The 16424-nt window shown below is 69.8% G+C and carries 13 protein-coding genes; 5 read left to right on the forward strand and 8 right to left on the reverse strand.

The annotated features are described in order from the left end of the window. Positions 1-123 precede the first annotated feature (123 nt). The 6 genes from pgk to TSO352_RS26750 all read right to left on the reverse strand — a co-directional run bounded on the left by pgk (position 124) and on the right by TSO352_RS26750 (position 7262). Positions 124-858, reverse strand: a complete 735-nt coding sequence (gene pgk / locus TSO352_RS26725; RefSeq protein ID WP_109110125.1) for a phosphoglycerate kinase — start codon at positions 856-858, stop codon at positions 124-126. Between the two features lie 120 nt (positions 859-978). Then, positions 979-1959, reverse strand: coding sequence for a DMT family transporter (locus TSO352_RS26730; RefSeq protein WP_109110126.1), 981 nt, complete (start codon positions 1957-1959; stop codon positions 979-981). Positions 1960-1990: 31 nt separating this feature from the next. After that, on the reverse strand, positions 1991-3217 hold the full coding sequence (locus TSO352_RS26735) for an acetate/propionate family kinase (protein WP_109110127.1): 1227 nt from the start codon (positions 3215-3217) through the stop codon (positions 1991-1993). 11 nt (positions 3218-3228) lie between these two features. After that, the gene (locus TSO352_RS26740) at positions 3229-4671 is read right to left on the reverse strand and encodes a bifunctional enoyl-CoA hydratase/phosphate acetyltransferase (RefSeq protein WP_109110128.1); all 1443 of its coding nucleotides are present in this window, start codon (positions 4669-4671) and stop codon (positions 3229-3231) included. A 382-nt stretch (positions 4672-5053) separates the two neighbouring features. After that, entirely contained in the window at positions 5054-6331 is a 1278-nt protein-coding gene (gene eno / locus TSO352_RS26745) for a phosphopyruvate hydratase (protein ID WP_109110129.1), read from the reverse strand. 148 nt (positions 6332-6479) lie between these two features. Further along, on the reverse strand, positions 6480-7262 hold the full coding sequence (locus TSO352_RS26750; protein WP_109110130.1) for an alpha/beta fold hydrolase: 783 nt from the start codon (positions 7260-7262) through the stop codon (positions 6480-6482). Between the two features lie 134 nt (positions 7263-7396). Here TSO352_RS26750 and murJ point away from each other — a divergent pair, with 134 nt between their 5' ends. Next, positions 7397-8947 carry a murein biosynthesis integral membrane protein MurJ gene (gene murJ, locus TSO352_RS26755; protein WP_109110131.1) on the forward strand — a complete coding sequence of 517 codons (1551 nt, stop codon included), beginning with the start codon at positions 7397-7399 and terminating at the stop codon, positions 8945-8947. Positions 8948-9179: 232 nt separating this feature from the next. Here the strand turns inward: murJ and TSO352_RS26760 are convergent, their stop codons facing one another. Then, a complete protein-coding gene (locus TSO352_RS26760) occupies positions 9180-10022 on the reverse strand; it encodes a sulfurtransferase (protein ID WP_109110132.1) in 843 nt (280 codons plus the stop codon). A 257-nt stretch (positions 10023-10279) separates the two neighbouring features. On the opposite strand from TSO352_RS26760, the gene fliN reads away from it, so the two are divergent. Both fliN and TSO352_RS26770 read left to right on the forward strand, forming a co-directional pair. Next, positions 10280-10582: a flagellar motor switch protein FliN gene (gene fliN, locus TSO352_RS26765; protein ID WP_014188019.1), complete on the forward strand. Its 303-nt coding sequence runs from the start codon at positions 10280-10282 to the stop codon at positions 10580-10582. A gap of 173 nt (positions 10583-10755) precedes the next feature. After that, a complete protein-coding gene (locus TSO352_RS26770) occupies positions 10756-11997 on the forward strand; it encodes a diaminopropionate ammonia-lyase (protein WP_109110133.1) in 1242 nt (413 codons plus the stop codon). Between the two features lie 13 nt (positions 11998-12010). On the opposite strand, the gene TSO352_RS26775 is transcribed toward TSO352_RS26770, so the two are convergent. Beyond that, positions 12011-12751: an ATP-dependent Clp protease proteolytic subunit gene (locus TSO352_RS26775; protein ID WP_109110134.1), complete on the reverse strand. Its 741-nt coding sequence runs from the start codon at positions 12749-12751 to the stop codon at positions 12011-12013. 229 nt (positions 12752-12980) lie between these two features. On the opposite strand from TSO352_RS26775, the gene gatB reads away from it, so the two are divergent. Continuing rightward, on the forward strand, positions 12981-14432 hold the full coding sequence (gatB, locus tag TSO352_RS26780; protein ID WP_109110135.1) for an Asp-tRNA(Asn)/Glu-tRNA(Gln) amidotransferase subunit GatB: 1452 nt from the start codon (positions 12981-12983) through the stop codon (positions 14430-14432). Positions 14433-14596: 164 nt separating this feature from the next. Next, a complete protein-coding gene (locus TSO352_RS26785; RefSeq protein WP_109110136.1) occupies positions 14597-16393 on the forward strand; it encodes an ATP-binding protein in 1797 nt (598 codons plus the stop codon). Positions 16394-16424 lie beyond the last annotated feature (31 nt).

Genomic DNA, 16424 nt, shown 5'->3' on the forward strand with positions numbered 1-16424 from the left:
TTTAAGCTCCAGTCATTCCGTTATGGTCCCGCGGATGGAGACCTGTTTCAACCGTTGAGCGGCGGGATTCGACCCGCCGGATGGGTGTTTTTCCCGGGATCGCCGCGGCCGGGACTGCCGGCTTCAGGCCGGCACCCGGTGCAGCGCGGCGCCGCCGGTCAGTCCCTGGTCGGCCAGCCACTCCAGGCAAACCTCGCCGGTGGCGGCGACATGGGAGAAGCGGTCCTCGACCCCGGTCGACGCCAGGGCGGCGAGGGTGTCGCCACCACCGGCCGCCGACAGCAGGGCGCCGTCCCGCGTGCGCCGGGCGATGTGCCAGGCGAGCGCGTTGGTGCCGGCGTCGAAGGGCGCGATCTCGAACACGCCGAGCGGGCCGTTCCAGATGACCGTGCTGGCCAGCTCGACGCAGTGCATCAGCAGCGCCACCGACGCCGGACCGATGTCGAGCACCATGTCCTCCGGCCCGATGGCGTTGACCGAGATCTTGCGGTCCTCCGCCCCCAGCCGGCATTCCGTCGCCACGACGACGTCGACCGGCAGCAGAATCTCGCAACCGCAGGCCCGCGCCCGGTCCATGATGGAACGGGCACGGTCGATCATGTCGTGGTCGCACAGCGACGCACCAAGGTCGACCCCCCGGGCCGCGAGAAAGGTGTTCGCCACGCCGCCGCCCAGCGCCAGCGTGTCGACGCGCGACACCAGCTTGCCCAGCAGATCCAACCTGGACGCGACATGGGCACCGCCGATGATGGCACAGACCGGGTGACTCGCCTTTGCGGGCGCCCGTCCCATCAGAGTCGACGTCAGCCGGCCGAGGCCGGCGCGGTCGCCGATGCTGAGGACATTGGTCGCGGTCATGATGCACGTCCTTTCGGAGCAAAGTATATTAATATATCAGTTCAAGACGCAAGGGTGGTCGCTGCTATGGCGATGATTCTGCCAAAATGCCGCAGGCGGCGGCCGGTCCGGCGGCGCGGGTCAATGGCCGCCGGTCACGGATTCGCCGGTCAGAACCGGACGGATCGGGGCCGCGAGGGGCGACGGCGCCTGGGCGGCCCGCCGGGTCTCGCGGAACAGGATCAGCAGGCCGCTGGCGATGACGATGCCGGCGCCGAGCAGCACGTGCGCCGTGGGTATGTCGCCCCAGACCAGCCAGCCGAGCAGCGTCGCCCAGATCAGGCTGGCGTAGCTGAACGGGCCGACCACCACCGCGGGGGCAAGCGCGTAGGCGCGGGTGCTGAAATACTGGGCGCCGCCGCCGGCCAGCCCCATCAGCAGCATCAGCCCCAGGGCCGGTGCGTCGGGCGTCGTCCAGCCGAAGGGCAGGGCGAGCGCGCTGAGGCCGGTGGAGATGACGGTGAAGTAGAAGACGGTGGTCACCGGCTTTTCGGTGCGGCCCAGTTGCCGCATGGCGATCATCGCCAGGGCGTAGCACACCGCCGCGGTCAGCGCGACCAGCGAGCCGCGGTCGATCATGTCGCGGCCGGGCTGGACCATGGTCAGCACCCCGACGAACCCGACGGCCACGGCGCCCCAGCGGTAGGGGCCGACCCGCTCGCCCAGCAGCGGCACCGACAGCGCGGTCATGAACAGCGGGGCGGAATAGGAGATCGACACCGCGTTGGCCAGCGGCATCAGGTGATAGGACCAGAACAGCAGCATCATCGACACCAGGCCGACGATGGCGCGCCACAGGTGGCCCATCCGGTGTTCGGTGTGCAGGCACTGCCGCCCGCCCGCCAAGGCGACCATGGCGACCGCCGGCAGCAGGGCGAACAGGTTGCGGAAGAAGGTGACCTCGATCAGCGGGTAGCGTTCGGCCAGCGCCTTCGCCAGGGCGTTCATGACCGTCATCAGGACCATCGCCACCAGCATCGACAGGATGCCGCCCGGCACGTTTTCGCACCGGGCGGTGTTGGCAGGCTGGGCGGTGGTCGGGCTTGCGGACGCGTGTTCCATAATGCCCGTCACCAGGATGTGGGGAGGCCGGTCAGGCCGCCCGGTTCAGGGAAACGGCCGACACGAGGTTGAGCGTGTGGCTGGCGATCATGCGCTCTTCGTCGGTCGGGATGATGAAGACCGGCACCCGGCTCTCGGTGGTGGAGATGCGGGTCGCCTTGGCCCGGTTGGCCGCTGGGTCGACCGCGACGCCGAGCCAGGCCAGCTTCTCGGCCACCCGCGCGCGGACCAGCGTGGAGTTCTCGCCGACGCCGGCGGTGAAGACCACCGCGTCCAGCCCGCCCATCGAGCCGGCCAGCGCTGCGACCTGCTTCGCCACGTTGTGGCAGAACAGCTCCACGGCTTCCGCCGCCGCCGGCTGGTCGGAGTTCTCCAGGTCGCGCATGTCGTTGGAGATGCCCGACACGCCCAGCATGCCCGACTTGTGGTAGAGCAGCTTCTCCAGATCGTCCGCGCCGTAGCCCTTTTCGCGCATCAGGTAGATCAGCACGCCGGGATCGATCGTGCCCGGCCGGGTGCCCATCGGCACGCCGTCCAGCGCGGTGAAGCCCATGGTGGTGTCGACGCTGTGCCCGCCGCGCATGGCGCACAGGCTGGCCCCGCTGCCCAGATGGCAGACCACGACATGCCCGTCGGCCAGCTCCGGGGCGACCTGGGGCAGGCGATGGGCGATGTACTCGTAGCTCAGGCCGTGGAAGCCGTAGCGGCGCACGCCCTCCGCCGTCAGCTCGCGCGGGATGGCGAAGGTCTGCGACTGCCAGGGCTGGCTCTGGTGGAAGGCGGTGTCGAAGCAGGCGACCTGCGGCAGCGAGGGATAGACCTCGGCCAGGGCGCGGATGGCGGCGATGTTGTGCGGCTCGTGCAGGGGAGCCAGCGGGATCAGCGTTTCCAGCCCGGCCAGAACCTCCGGCGTCACCAGCACCGGGGCGGCGAAGCGGGTGCCGCCATGGACGACGCGATGGCCGGCGGCCACCAGGGTGGCCCCCTTCAGATGCCCGTCGAGCCAGTCGATCAGGTGGCTGAGCAGGGTGGCGCGGTCCGGGTTCTCGCCCTCGGCCCAGCCATGGTCGGCCAGCACATGGCGGGAGGCGTCCTTCGCCTGGAAGCGCGGCGCGGTGCCGATGCCGGAGATCTGGCCGTTGATCACCGCCTCCAGGTCGGCTTTGGCGCCGCCCTGGAACACGGAGAACTTCAGGCTGGAGGAGCCGGCGTTGATGACCAGGTACGCGGCCTGGCCGGTGTGGGACAGATTGGACATGGAAAGACGTCCTATTCGGCGGCGAGCGCGAGCGGCGGCCGGCGTTGCGAAGCGGCGACCAGCGAGGCGACCGCGCAGGAGGCGAGGCGGGCCCGCACATTGTCGGCGCGGCTGGTGAGGATGACCGGCACCTTGGCGCCCAGCACGATGCCGGCGAGGTCGGCGTTCGCCAGGAAGGACAGCTGCTTGACCAGCATGTTGCCGGCTTCCAGGTCGGGGGCGAGCAGGATGTCGGGCTGGCCGGCGACCGGCGAGGTGATGCCCTTGGTGCGGGCCGCCTCGGCGGAGATGGCGTTGTCGAAGGCCAGCGGGCCGTCCAGGATGCCGCCGGTGATCTGGCCGCGGTCGGCCATCTTGCACAGGGCGGCGGCTTCCAGCGTGGTGTTGATCTTCGGGTTGATCGTCTCGACCGCCGACAGGATGGCGACGCGCGGGGTGGCGACGCCCAGCACCTTGGCGAGGCCGATGGCGTTCTGGACGATGTGGACCTTGTCTTCCAGCGTCGGGTAGATGTTGATCGCCGCGTCGGTGATCAGCAGCGTCTTGGAGTAGGTCGGCACATTCATCAGGAAGACGTGGCTGATGCGGCTGGAGGTGCGCAGGCCGGTCTCCTTCTTCACCACCTCGCCCATCAGCTCGTCGGTGTGCAGGCTGCCCTTCATCACCGCTTCGGCCTCGCCGGTGCGGGCCAGCGCCACGGCGGCGGCGGCGGCCGCGCGGCTGTGGGCGGCGTCGACGATGCGGTAGCGCGTGATGTCCAGGCCGTTGGCGGCGGCGACCTGACGGATGGCGGTTTCCGGACCGACCAGGATCGGCTCGATCAGCCCGGCCTCGGCCGCCTCCACGGCGCCCTGCAGCGAGCTGGCGTCGCAGGGATAGGCGACGGCGGTGACGACCGGCGGCAGCTCGTCGCACTTGGCGAGCAGGGCGTCGTGCTTGTCGTGGCGGATCATCTGGATCTGCGGCAGCTCATGGGCCGGGCGGCAGACCTTCTGCGTCGGGGCGACCACCTCGGCGGTGCCGGTGACGACCACTTCGCCGTCCTGGTTGGTGCAGATGCAGTCGAAGACGACGATGTTCTTGGCCGGGCGCTTTTCGGTGACGGTGACCGTGGCGGTGACGATGTCGCCCAGCCCGACCGGGCGGCGGAACTGCAGGCTCTGGCCGGCGTAGAGCGACCCGGCGCCCGGCAGGTAGCTGCCCAGCACGCCGGAGATCAGCGAGCCGGACCACATGCCGGGGCCGATCACCCGCTGGAAGCGGCTGTCAGCCGCGAATTTCGCATCGAGATGAGCCGGGTTGACGTTGCCCGAGACGGTGGCGAACAGCTCCACATCCATCAGGGTCAGCTGGCGCGACAGGCTGGCCGTCTGGCCGATGCTGATCTCGTCGAAGGTTACGTTCTCGACCACGGCGTTCGGGCCGCTGCCGCTGACTTCACCATTGGCACGCATAGTTTGGACACTCCGGTTGACCGGGTCGATCGAGCGGCCCGTTTGAACGGTCCGACAGGGCGGTGGAAGAGGTGCGCCGTCCGCCGTGCGCTGGCGTTCTGCGCCGCGCGGGTAACCGTAGATATATTAGTATATTAATCGTAGGCTAAACGTGAGTGCACCGCAACAAGATCCGACGGCCGCAGGCCGTACAAGACACTATGTCGCAGGGGGTTTCCCCCTCCCCCCGGGGAGAGAATCGAGGAGAGGGGGAACACGGCGGGGGTCGCCAGCGACAGCGACCGTCCGCCGCTGTCCATGAAAGTCCACCCAGGCATCCGCCTTGCCCGGACCGTCTCTCCGGGGGCGGGAGAGGGGAATTGGGGCAAGGCGTCGCATGGGATCAGGCCTTCAGGATTCCACGGCCGGCGAAGCGGGCGGCGACGCCGAGCTGTTCCTCGATGCGGATCAGCTGGTTGTACTTGGCGAGGCGGTCCGAACGGCTCAGCGAGCCGGTCTTGATCTGGCCGCAGTTGGTGGCGACCGCCAGGTCGGCGATCGTGCTGTCCTCGGTCTCGCCCGAGCGGTGCGACAGAACGGCGGTGTAGCCGGCCTTGTGCGCCATGTCGACCGCTTCCAGCGTCTCCGACAGCGTGCCGATCTGGTTGACCTTCACCAGGATCGAGTTGGCGATGCCCTTCTGGATGCCCTGGGACAGGCGCTTGGGGTTGGTGACGAACAGGTCGTCGCCGACCAGCTGCACCTTGGAGCCGATGGCGTCGGTCAGCGCCTTCCAGCCCTCCCAATCGTCCTCGGCCATGCCGTCCTCGACCGAGATGATCGGGTAGCGGCCGACCAGGTCGGTCCAGTAGGCGACCATCTGCTCGGGGCTCAGCGACTTGCCTTCGCCGGCCAGCTCGTACTTGCCGTTCTTGAAGAACTCGGTGGAGGCGGCGTCGATCGCCAGCATGACGTCGTCGCCCGGCTTGTAGCCGGCGGCCTCGATCGCCTTCATGACGAAGCCGAGCGCGTCGTCGGTCGAGCCCAGGTTGGGGGCGAAGCCGCCCTCGTCGCCGACGTTGGTGTTGTGGCCGGCGTCCTTCAGCTTCTTCTTGAGCGACTGGAAGATCTCGGAGCCCATGCGGATCGCCTCGGCGCCGGTTTCGGCGCCGACCGGCATGATCATGAACTCCTGGATGTCGATCGGGTTGTCGGCGTGGGCGCCGCCGTTGATGATGTTCATCATCGGCACCGGCAGCAGCGAGGCGAAGGCGCCGCCGACATAGCGGTACAGCGGCAGGCCGGCGTCTTCGGCGGCGGCGCGCGCCACCGCCAGCGACACGCCCAGGATGGCGTTCGCGCCCAGGCGGCCCTTGTTCTCGGTGCCGTCCAGATCGATCATGGCGAGGTCGATGGCGCGCTGGTCGGCGGCCTCCAGGCCGGCGAGGGCGTCGTAGATCTCACCATTGACGGCCTCGACCGCCTTCAGCACACCCTTGCCGCCGAAGCGGGCCTTGTCGCCGTCGCGCAGCTCGACCGCCTCGTGGGCGCCGGTGGAGGCGCCCGACGGCACGGCGGCGCGGCCGAAGGCGCCGCTGTCCAGGGCGACGTCGACTTCCACGGTCGGGTTGCCGCGGCTGTCCAGAATCTCGCGGGCGTGAATCTCGGTGATGACGCTCATGGTGGGTCGATCCTTCGAGGAAAGGCAGCCGCGTTGTCGTCGCGGGCCGCGTTTTGGGGCGCGGAGGCTTGATAGCCCCGACATCGGGGCGATGCAATATCTGGTTCGGCTTACAACCCGCCCGATGTGGCGGTTCCGGGTCGAAAAATCAGGCAAAACCCTCGATCAGGGCGGCGAATTCGTCCGGCCGCTCGGCGTGCAGCCAGTGGCCGGCGCCCTCGATCATGCGGATGTCGGCCTTGGGGAAGTGGTGGCGGATCGCCGCGTGGTGTTGCGGCTGGATGTAGTCCGACGCGCCGCCGCCGATGAACAGGGTGGGGCCTTCATACCGGGCGTCGCCGAAATCGGGGAAGCCGATCAGTCCGGCCATCCCGGCGCCGATGGCGTCGAGATTGATGCGCCACGAGAAGACGCCGTTCTCCATCACCAGGTTCTGCATCAGGAAGGAGCGCAGCGGCGCCTCCGGCACGGCCTCGACCAGTTGCGCCTCGACCTCCGGCCGGCGGGTGCAGCCGTCCAGCCGGGCCGCCTTCATCGCCGCGACGAAGGGAGCGTGGGTGTGGGTGTAGGCGACCGGGGCGATGTCGACCACCACCAGCCGCTCCACCCGCTCCGGATGGGCCAGCGCCAGCGCCATGGCGGTCTTGCCGCCCATCGAATGGCCGACCACCGTCGCCCGCGCGAAACCGCGGTCGTCGAGGAAGCGCAGCACGTCGTCGGCCATCTCCGGATAGCTCATGCCGTCGTCCCACGGCGCGCCGCCATGGTTGCGCAGGTCGAGCGCGTAGACCCGCCGCGACTCGGCGAAGCGGCGGGCCAGCGTCTGCCAGTTTCGGGCCGACCCGAACAGGCCGTGCAGGACCAGCAGCGGCGTGCCGCCGTTGGCCTCGCCGGCTTCCAGGTAGGTCAGGGGGAGGGCGTGCTGCGTCATGGCGGGCCTTTGTCCGATGGGAGCTGGCATTTAAGGAGTCTGGACGAACGCGGGCCGCGATCCTATGACGAACGCCGCCGCCCCGCTAGGATGCCGCCGGGCTTTTCCCGCACCACAAGAGCGACCCTGCCATCGTGTTCCGTCATATCCTGTCCGTCGGCGGCCTGACGCTGGCCAGCCGGGTGCTGGGCTTCCTGCGCGACGTGCTGACCGCGGCGCTGCTGGGCGCCGGGCCGATCGCCGACGCCTTCTTCGTCGCCTTCCGCCTGCCCAACCACTTCCGCGCCCTGTTCGCCGAGGGCGCCTTCAACTCGGCCTTCGTGCCGCTGTTCTCGGCCAAGCTGGTGCAGGACGGCGCCGCCGCCGCCCGGCGCTTCGCCGACGAGGTGATGACGCTGCTGGTGATGGCGCAGCTGGTGCTGCTGCTGGCGGTGCTGGCCTTCATGCCGCAGTTCATGACGGTCTTCGCCCCCGGCTTCGCCGACGAGCCGGAGAAGTTCCGGCTGGCGGTGCTGTTCACCAGCATCACCTTTCCGTACCTGCTGCTGATCTCGCTGGTGTCGCTCTATGGCGGGGTGCTGAACAGCATGAGCCGCTTCGGCGCGGCGGCGGCGGCGCCGATCCTGATGAACCTGTGCCTGATCGCGGCGCTGGTGGTCGGCACGCCGCTGATGCCCAGCGCCGGCCACGCGCTGTCCTGGGGCGTGCTGGCGTCGGGCGTCGCGCAGTATGTCTATCTCGCCTGGGACGCGCGGCGGGCGGACATGAGCCTGCGGCTGGTGCGGCCGCGGCTGTCGGCCGACGTGAAGCGCTTCCTGGCGGTGCTGGGGCCGGCGGCGCTGGGGTCGGGGCTGACGCAGATCAGCCTGTTCGCCGACACCCTGATCGCCTCGGCCCTGCCGACCGGGGCGGTGTCCTACCTCTATTACGCCGACCGGCTGAACCAGTTGCCGCTGGGGGTGATCGGCATCGCCGTCGGGACCGTTCTGCTTCCGGAAATGTCCAGGCGCATCAAGGGCGGGGACGAGGCCGGGGCGGTCGACAGCCAGAACCGCGCCATCGAGCTGTCGCTGGTGCTGACCCTGCCGGCGGCGGTCGCCTTCCTGGTTGCCGGCACGCCGATCCTGTCGGTGCTGTTCCAGCGCGGTGCCTTCGGCCCGTCCGACGCCGCGGCCTCCGCCACGACCCTGCAGGCCTACGCGCTGGGGCTGCCGGCCTTCGTGGTCATCCGCAGTCTGGTCAACGGCTTCTACGCCCGCCACGACACCACGACGCCGGTGCGGGTGGCGCTGGCCGCGGTGGGCATCAACGTGGCGCTGAAGCTGCTGCTGATGGGGCCGCTGGCGCAGGTCGGGCTGGCGGTCGCCACCTCCGTCGGCGCCTGGGTCAACGCCGGGCTGCTGGCGTGGCTGCTGCACCGGCGCGGCCTGTTCGCCGCCGACGCCCGGCTGCGGCGCAACCTGCCGCGCATGGCGCTGGCCGCCGCCGCCATGGCCGGGGCGCTGTGGCTGGCGACCGGGCGGCTGGCGCCCTGGCTGGGCGCCGCCGGCGTGGTGGAGCGGCTGGGCGGGCTGCTGGTGCTGGGCGCCGTCGGGCTGCTGGCCTACGCGGCGGCGGCGGTCGTCCTGGGGCTGGTGAGGCGCAGCGACCTCGGCCGCTTGCGCCGTCGCCGGGCGAAGGCTTGAAGATGAGACGGGAACTTCGGGCAGGTGTAGCTTTGCTGGACAATTTTTACACGGATGCCACGGATTTATACACGGATTAAACGGATTTTTATTTGCCTCGCTTTGGCGCTGTTCGCCGAAAGACCTGCAGCTTTGCTGAAAAGATATCCGTGAAATCCGTGTCTAAATCCGTGAAATCCGTGTCAATCTTGCCAAACGAGCCCGCCACCCCCCAAGAATCAACCGCCCCTGATCATTCCGCGCTCTGCAGCGGCCGGTCCGGATCGGCGCTCCATTCCGACATCGACCCATCATAGAGCCGCACGCCCGGCACGCCGGCGATCTCGCTCAGCGCGAACCACGACACCGACGCGAGGTGGCCGGTGTTGCAGAAGGTGATCGGCTGGTCCTTCAGCGGCAGGCCGGCCTGATCGGCCAGCGCCTTCACCGCGTCGGGGGCGGCGAAACGGTGCTCGGCGCCCGAATAGAGGGTGGCGATGTCGAGGTTGACGGCGCCGGGGATGGTGCCGGCGGCGCGGGCCTGCGGGCTCTTGGCCGTGCCGGCGAACTGCTCGGCCGAGCGGGCGTCGTGCAGCGGGGTGGTGCCGGCCGCCACCGCCGCCTCGACCTCGGCCAGGGTGGCGCGCAGGTCGTTGCGCGGGTGGGCGTGGAAGGCGACCGGCTTGCGGTCCGCCGGCAGCGGCTTCACCGTGCCGCCCGCCGCGACCCAGGCGGCGAAACCGCCGTCCAGCACCGACACCGCGTCATGGCCCAGCGTCTTGAAGGTCCAGTAGACCCGGGTGGCGTTGCCCATGTCCGAGGCGTTGGCGCCGGCCGCCACCAGGACAACATGGTCGCCGTTGGAAATGCCCAGGCCGCCGATCAGCGCCTCCAGCGCCGCGCTGTCCGGCAGCATCCCGGCCCCGCCGCCGACCACAGTGCGCCAGCCGGCTGTTGCGTAGTCGGAATGAACCGCACCCGGAATGAAGCCGCCAGTCGGCGGGGTTCGCACGTCGAGCACGACGATGGTGGCGTTGCCCAGGCGGTTCTTGAGCCAGGCGGCGTCCACAAGCGGGGGGATGGTGGTGTCGGTCATCTGCGTGAGCCCGTTTCCCGTTGGTCGGCGCCGTTGCCGTGCATCGGTCATTGCTGAATCGCAACGACAGCGCCGGCGGTCGGCGGGCGCCCGCGGTGGCGGGCGGGGGACCAGTGTGGGCGAAGCGCCGGTGCGGGAAAAGCCCAATCTTGTCGCAAGGCCGGCTCAGCGGTGCCGTTGCCCGGCCATCTTGGGAGGTGTAGTGTCACCCATTCGTTCAGGAGTGCGCCAGACCCGGCGCGGAAGCATGGACAGCCATGGCCAACATCGACGACCTGCTCGGCGCGCCCGATCCCAATGACGGCGACGCGTCGTCCTTCGCCATCGGCGACGCCCCGGTGGAGATCAAGGTCGTCATCGGCACCGCCATGCTCCGCGTCCGCGACCTGCTGAAGCTCGGCCGCGGCGCCGTGGTGGAACTCGACCGCCACCTGAAGGACCCGACCGACGTCTATGTCGAAGGCGTGCTGGTGGCGCGCGGCGAGGTGGCGATCATCGACGACAAGATCGGCGTCACGCTGACCGACTTCATCAAGTCCAGCCGCGAGTGGAAGCGCTGATCCCCGACGTGCCGGCCGGCCGCGATCCTTGCGGCTGCTTTATACGGTAGCAGCCGCGGCCGGTAGCAGCCGCGGCGGCCGCACCCGGCTTGACGTGCCCCGATGGCTTCTGGTCATCTTGAGCGCGGCTATGGGCGGCAGCGCGCCATGGCTCCGGCCCGGAGAGCGCAGCCATGCCCCAATCCCCGCTCCAGTCCCCATCCCCCTGCCTGCCCCGGTTGTTTTCGAACCCGCGCGCCGACCATGAGCGCGCCTACGGCCCCTCCGAGCGCGCGATCCTCAGCCGCGCCGCCTTCGAGGAGGCGATGGCGGAGATCGGCGCCTGGCCCGGCTACGCGCCGACCCCGCTGCGCTCGCTGCCCGGCCTGGCGCGCGAGGCGGGGATCGACCGCCTCTGGTACAAGGACGAAAGCACCCGCTTCGCGCTGGGCAGCTTCAAGGCGCTCGGCGGCGCCTACGCCGTGCTGCGCCTGCTGGCGCGCGAGGTGACGGCGCGGGTGCCCGGCGTGCCGGTGACGGCGCTGGACCTCGTCGTCGGCCGCTACGCCAGCATCACGCGCGGCATGACGGTGGCGACGGCGACCGACGGCAACCATGGTCGGTCCGTCGCCTGGGGCGCCCAGGTGTTCGGCTGCGCCTGCGTGGTGTACGTGCCGGCCGCCTGCTCCGCCGGGCGGCGCGCCGCCATCGAGGCGTACGGCGCCCGGCTGGTGGTCGTCGACGGGTCGTACGACGACGCGGTGCGTCGGGCCGCCGCCGACGCCGCGGCGGCCGGCTGGCTCATCGTGTCCGACACCTCCTACACCGGCTACATGGATGTGCCGCGCGACGTGATGCAGGGCTACAGCGTGATGGTGGAGGAGGCGATTTCCCAGCTTCCGGCCAGCGAGCGGCCGACCCACGTCTTCGTCCAGGGCGGCGTCGGCGCGCTGCCCGCCGCGGTCTGCGGCCACCTGTGGGAAAGCTGGGGGCGGCAGCGCCCGCGTTTCGTTGTGGTGGAGCCGCACAACGCCGACTGCCTGTACCAGAGCGCCGTCGCCGGCCGGCCGACGCGCTCCGACGGTGATCTCGATACCGTGATGGCCGGGCTGGCCTGCGGCGAGGTGTCGTTGCTGGCCTGGGCGATCCTGGAGCGCGGCGCCGACGATTTCCTGACCATTCCCGACGAGGGCGCCGTCACCACCATGCGCAAGCTGGCGGAGGGCCGGCACGGCGGCCGGCCGATCATCGCCGGCGAGTCGGGGGTGGCCGGTCTGGCCGGGCTGCTCTGCGCCGCCGCGCACGAGGAATTCCGGCTGGCGCTGGGGCTGGCACCCGACGCCCGGGTGCTGGTGTTCGGCACCGAGGGGGCGACCGATTCGGAGGTCTACGAACGGATCGTCGGGCTGGCGCCGGAGGCGGTCGCCGCCGGCTGATCCGGCAGGACGATCAGTGCAGCAGTTCGGTGACGATGTTGGCGCCGTCGGCGGTCAGCCGGTCGGCGGTCTCGCGGTAGTCGAGGCTGCCGGAGAAGCCGCCGGCCGCGGTCACCCGCTGGATCCAGGCCGGGGAGGCGCCGAGCGACACCAGCCGCTGCACCATGGTCTGGGTCGACCGCATCGTCATCCGGCCGCTTTCGGCCATGCGCGGGGCGTGCACCATGAACTCCGCGCCCGGCGCGGCGTAGCGCGGGTAGCCGGCCAGATAGAGGCCGACGCACATGCTCTCGCAGGACTCGCCGTCCCCCACCTTGGTGGCGACCGGGCGGCCGGCCTGGCGTTCGGCCAGGATGGCGTCGATCATCCGGTAGCCGGCGGAGGTGAAGCCGCCGGGGCTGGACAGTTCCACCACCACGGCGCGGCGGGTCGGCAGGTCGTGCAGGGCGTCGAGAAAGCGGCGCTCCGTCCCCGGCGTGATGATGCCGTCCAGGCGCAGCACGGTGACGTCGCCCTGGTCGCTGCGCGCCACGACCGCGTCGGGAAATTCGGCGGGCGAAACCGCGGCGGTCGGGGCGGGGTTGACGGCGACGCCGGTCGCCCCTGGGGTCGCCCCCGGGGCCGCCCCGGCGGTCGACAGCGGATCGGCGGTGTGGCCCTGGCTGGAGCCGGCACCGACCAGCGCGCCTGCCATCAGCAGCGCACCCAGCCCGACCCCGAACCCCACCTTCTGAACCAGCGCCCGAACCGTCATCGTGACCTCCCCGCTCGCACCACCCAGCGTGGCGGTCAAAGCTTGCCCGACGGTTAACGCCGACGTCCTCCGGCCTGTGCGAAATGGGGGTAGCGGCGGTGCGGCGCGATAAAGCGTGCGCGCGGGCGCAAAGGGCGCTAGAAGAAATGGGATTCCAAGGATATGGCCGGCGCTCACCTCGGGGGTGACGCCCGGCCGGTCCCGCGCGAGAACGTCGAAGAGCGGAACGATGTCGTACATCCAGGGTGAAACGGGCGATTGGGAAGTGGTGATCGGGCTTGAGGTCCATGCCCAGGTGATTTCGAACGCGAAGCTGTTCTCCGGCTCCGCCACCGAATTCGGGGCCGCGCCGAACAGCCAGGTCAGCTTCGTCGACGCCGCGTTCCCCGGCATGCTGCCCGTCATCAACGAGACCTGCATCGAACAGGCGGTGCGCACCGGCCTGGGCCTGAAGGCGCAGATCAACCTGAACTCGGTCTTCGACCGCAAGAACTACTTCTACGCCGATCTGCCGCAGGGCTACCAGATCAGCCAGTTCCTGCAGCCGATCGTCGGCAAGGGCGAGATCGTGCTCGACCTGCCGGACGGCACCAGCCGTACCGTCGGCATCACCCGCCTACACCTGGAGCAGGACGCGGGCAAGTCGCTGCACGACCAGCACCCGTCCAAGACCTACATCGACCTGAACCGGTCGGGCGTGGCGCTGATGGAGATCGTGTCGGAACCCGACATGCGCACCTCGGAAGAGGCCGGCGCCTATCTGCGCAAGCTGCGGTCGATCCTGCGCTACCTCGGCACCTGCGACGGCAACATGGAGGAAGGCTCCATGCGCTGCGACGTCAACGTGTCGGTGCGCAAGCCGGGCGACGCGTTCGGCACCCGCTGCGAGATCAAGAACGTCAACTCGATCCGCTTCGTCATGGCCGCCATCGAGTATGAGGCGCGCCGCCAGATCGAGGTGATCGAGGAGGGCGGCACGATCCGCCAGGAAACCCGCCTGTGGGACACGACGAAGTTCGAGACCCGCTCGATGCGGTCGAAGGAGGAGGCGCACGACTACCGCTACTTCCCCGACCCCGACCTGCTGCCGCTCGAACTCGACGCCGATTGGGTCGAGGCGATCAAGCAGACCCTGCCGGAGTTGCCGGACGACAAGAAGGCGCGCTTCATCGACGACTACAAGCTGTCGGTCTATGACGCCGGCGTGCTGGTGTCGGAACGCGCCAAGGCCGAATACTTCGAGACGGTCGCCCGCGGCCGCGATCCGAAGCTGGCGTCCAACTGGGTCACCGGCGAGCTGTTCGGCTACCTGAACAAGGCCGGCAAGGAGATCGAGGACAGCCCGGTCTCGGCCGAGAATCTGGGCGGCCTGATCGACCTGATCGCCGACAACACCATCTCCGGCCGCATCGCCAAGGAGGTGTTCGAGGCGATGTTCGAAACCGGTGAGAAGGCCGCCGACATCGTCGAGAAGAAGGGCCTGCGCCAGGTCACCGACACCGGCGCCATCGAGGGCGCCATCGACGCGGTGATGGCCGCCAACGCCGACAAGGTGGCGGAGTTCCGCAGCGGCAAGGACAAGCTGTTCGGCTTCTTCGTCGGCCAGGTGATGAAGGCGACGCAGGGCAAGGCCAACCCGGCCCTGGTCAACGAGATCCTGACGGCCAAGCTGAAGGGCTGAGGCGTTTCCCGCCTCCTGGTGAGGCAACAATCGCCGTGCACTACGAAAGAAAGCCTCTTCCCGCCGGAAGAGGCTTTCTTCTTTGGTGCCCCCTGTCGTGCCGACAAAGCCGGGGTTGAATTTTCCGGATTTCCGTCGCCACAGTCTTGGAAAGGGGAGGTGCCATGGCGGCGGAACCGGTGATGGCGGCGCTGGCGGCGGGGGGCGTCGCCTTGGTGGTCGGCGGACTGCTGGGGGTGCTTGCCGGGCGCCGGCTGGCCCGCCGCCGGGCTTTTGCCACACCCGCCTTTGCCGCCCCCGCCGCCCCCGCCGCCGTGCCGTTCCTGCCGGAACTGCCCGGCCCCAGCATTGGCGACCGGCTGGAGATGGCGCTGGAGGCGACCGGGGCCGCGGTGTGGGACGCCGATCTGGTGGCGCGGACCTGCTGGTGGTCCGACACCTTTCCCCGCATGCTGGGCTATCGCGAACAGCCGCCGATGCCGCCGGATTTCTGGGAACGGCGGCTCCACCCCGCCGACCGCGAGCGGGTGCTGGCCCACATCGCCTCCCACCTCGCCGGGGAAACCGCCAGCTACGCCTATTCCTACCGGTTGCGCCACGAGGGCGGCGGCTGGGTCTGGATCGCCGCCAAGGGCCGCGCCTTCCGCGACGCCGCGACCGGCCGGGCGATGCGCTACGCCGGCATCATGACCGACATCACCGACGCGCGCCGGCAGGAGGAGCGTCTGCGCGCCAGCGAGGAACGCCTGCTGAAGATCATGGAAGCCGCGCCGATCGCGGTGAACGTGACCACCCGCGACGGCCGCTGGCTGTTCTGCAACGCCCAGTCGGTCCGCCTGATGGGGCGCGACCGGACCGAGTTGATGCGCACGCCGGTGGCGGATCTCTACGCCGACCCGTCCGACCGTGACGCGCTGATCGCCCGATTCGACCGCGAAGGGCCGTTCCGCAACGCGGAGATCCGCTTCCGCAAGCCGGATGGCGGCATCGTCTGGGTGCTGTCGTCGTGGAACATGGTGGAGTTGGACGGCGAGTCGGCGCTGCTGACCTGGCTCTACGACATCACCGACCGCAAGGCCGCCGAATCGGCCATGGTCGAGGCGCGGGAGGAGGCGGAGCGGGCGCTGGCCGACCTGCGGGCCGCGCAGGAAAGCCTGATCCAGGCCGAAACCATGGCCTCGCTCGGCCAACTGGTCGCCGGCGTGGCGCACGAGATCAACACGCCGATCGGCATCGGCCTGACCGCGGCCAGCCACATTGGCGAACAGGCGCAGATGCTGCGCGACCGCTTCACCGGCAACACGCTGCGCAAGTCCGACTTCCTGGAGTTCCTCGATGGCCTGAGCGAAAGCAGCCGGCTGCTGATGGCCAACATCGACCGCGCGGCCTCGCTGGTGCAGAGCTTCAAGCAGGTGGCGGTCGACCAGTCGTCCGGCGACCGCCGGGTGTTCGAACTGGGCAGCTACATCCGCGAACTGCTGTTCTCGCTGCGCCCGCGGCTGAAGCGCACCGGCCTGACGGTGGCGGTGGAGTGCGACGACGAGCTGACGATGGACAGCTTTCCCGGCGCGCTGGGGCAGGTGCTGACCAATCTGGTGATCAACGCGGTGGTCCACGCCTATGAGGATGGCGGACCGCGGGGCGAGACGACGGCCGGCACCATCCGCATCACCGCGCAGCCCGACGGCGCCGACCGGGTCCGACTCGACTTCATCGACGACGGCGCCGGCATCGCGCCGGAGCATCTGTCGAAGGTGTTCGACCCCTTCTTCACCACCAAGCGCGGGCAGGGCGGCTCCGGCCTCGGCCTGCACATCGTCTTCAACACCGTCACCGGCCCGCTGGGCGGCACCGTGACGGTGCAGTCCTGGCCGGGGCAGGGCACCCGCTTCACCATCCACCTGCCGCGCGAGGCGCCGGCCTTGCCGCCGGTGCCGGCGACCGAGGCCGCCCTGACCTGATCGGCCGGCCGCTTCAGGCGCCGCTTTCAGG

The sequence above is a fragment of the Azospirillum sp. TSO35-2 genome (genome assembly GCF_003116095.1).
GTDB lineage: Bacteria > Pseudomonadota > Alphaproteobacteria > Azospirillales > Azospirillaceae > Azospirillum.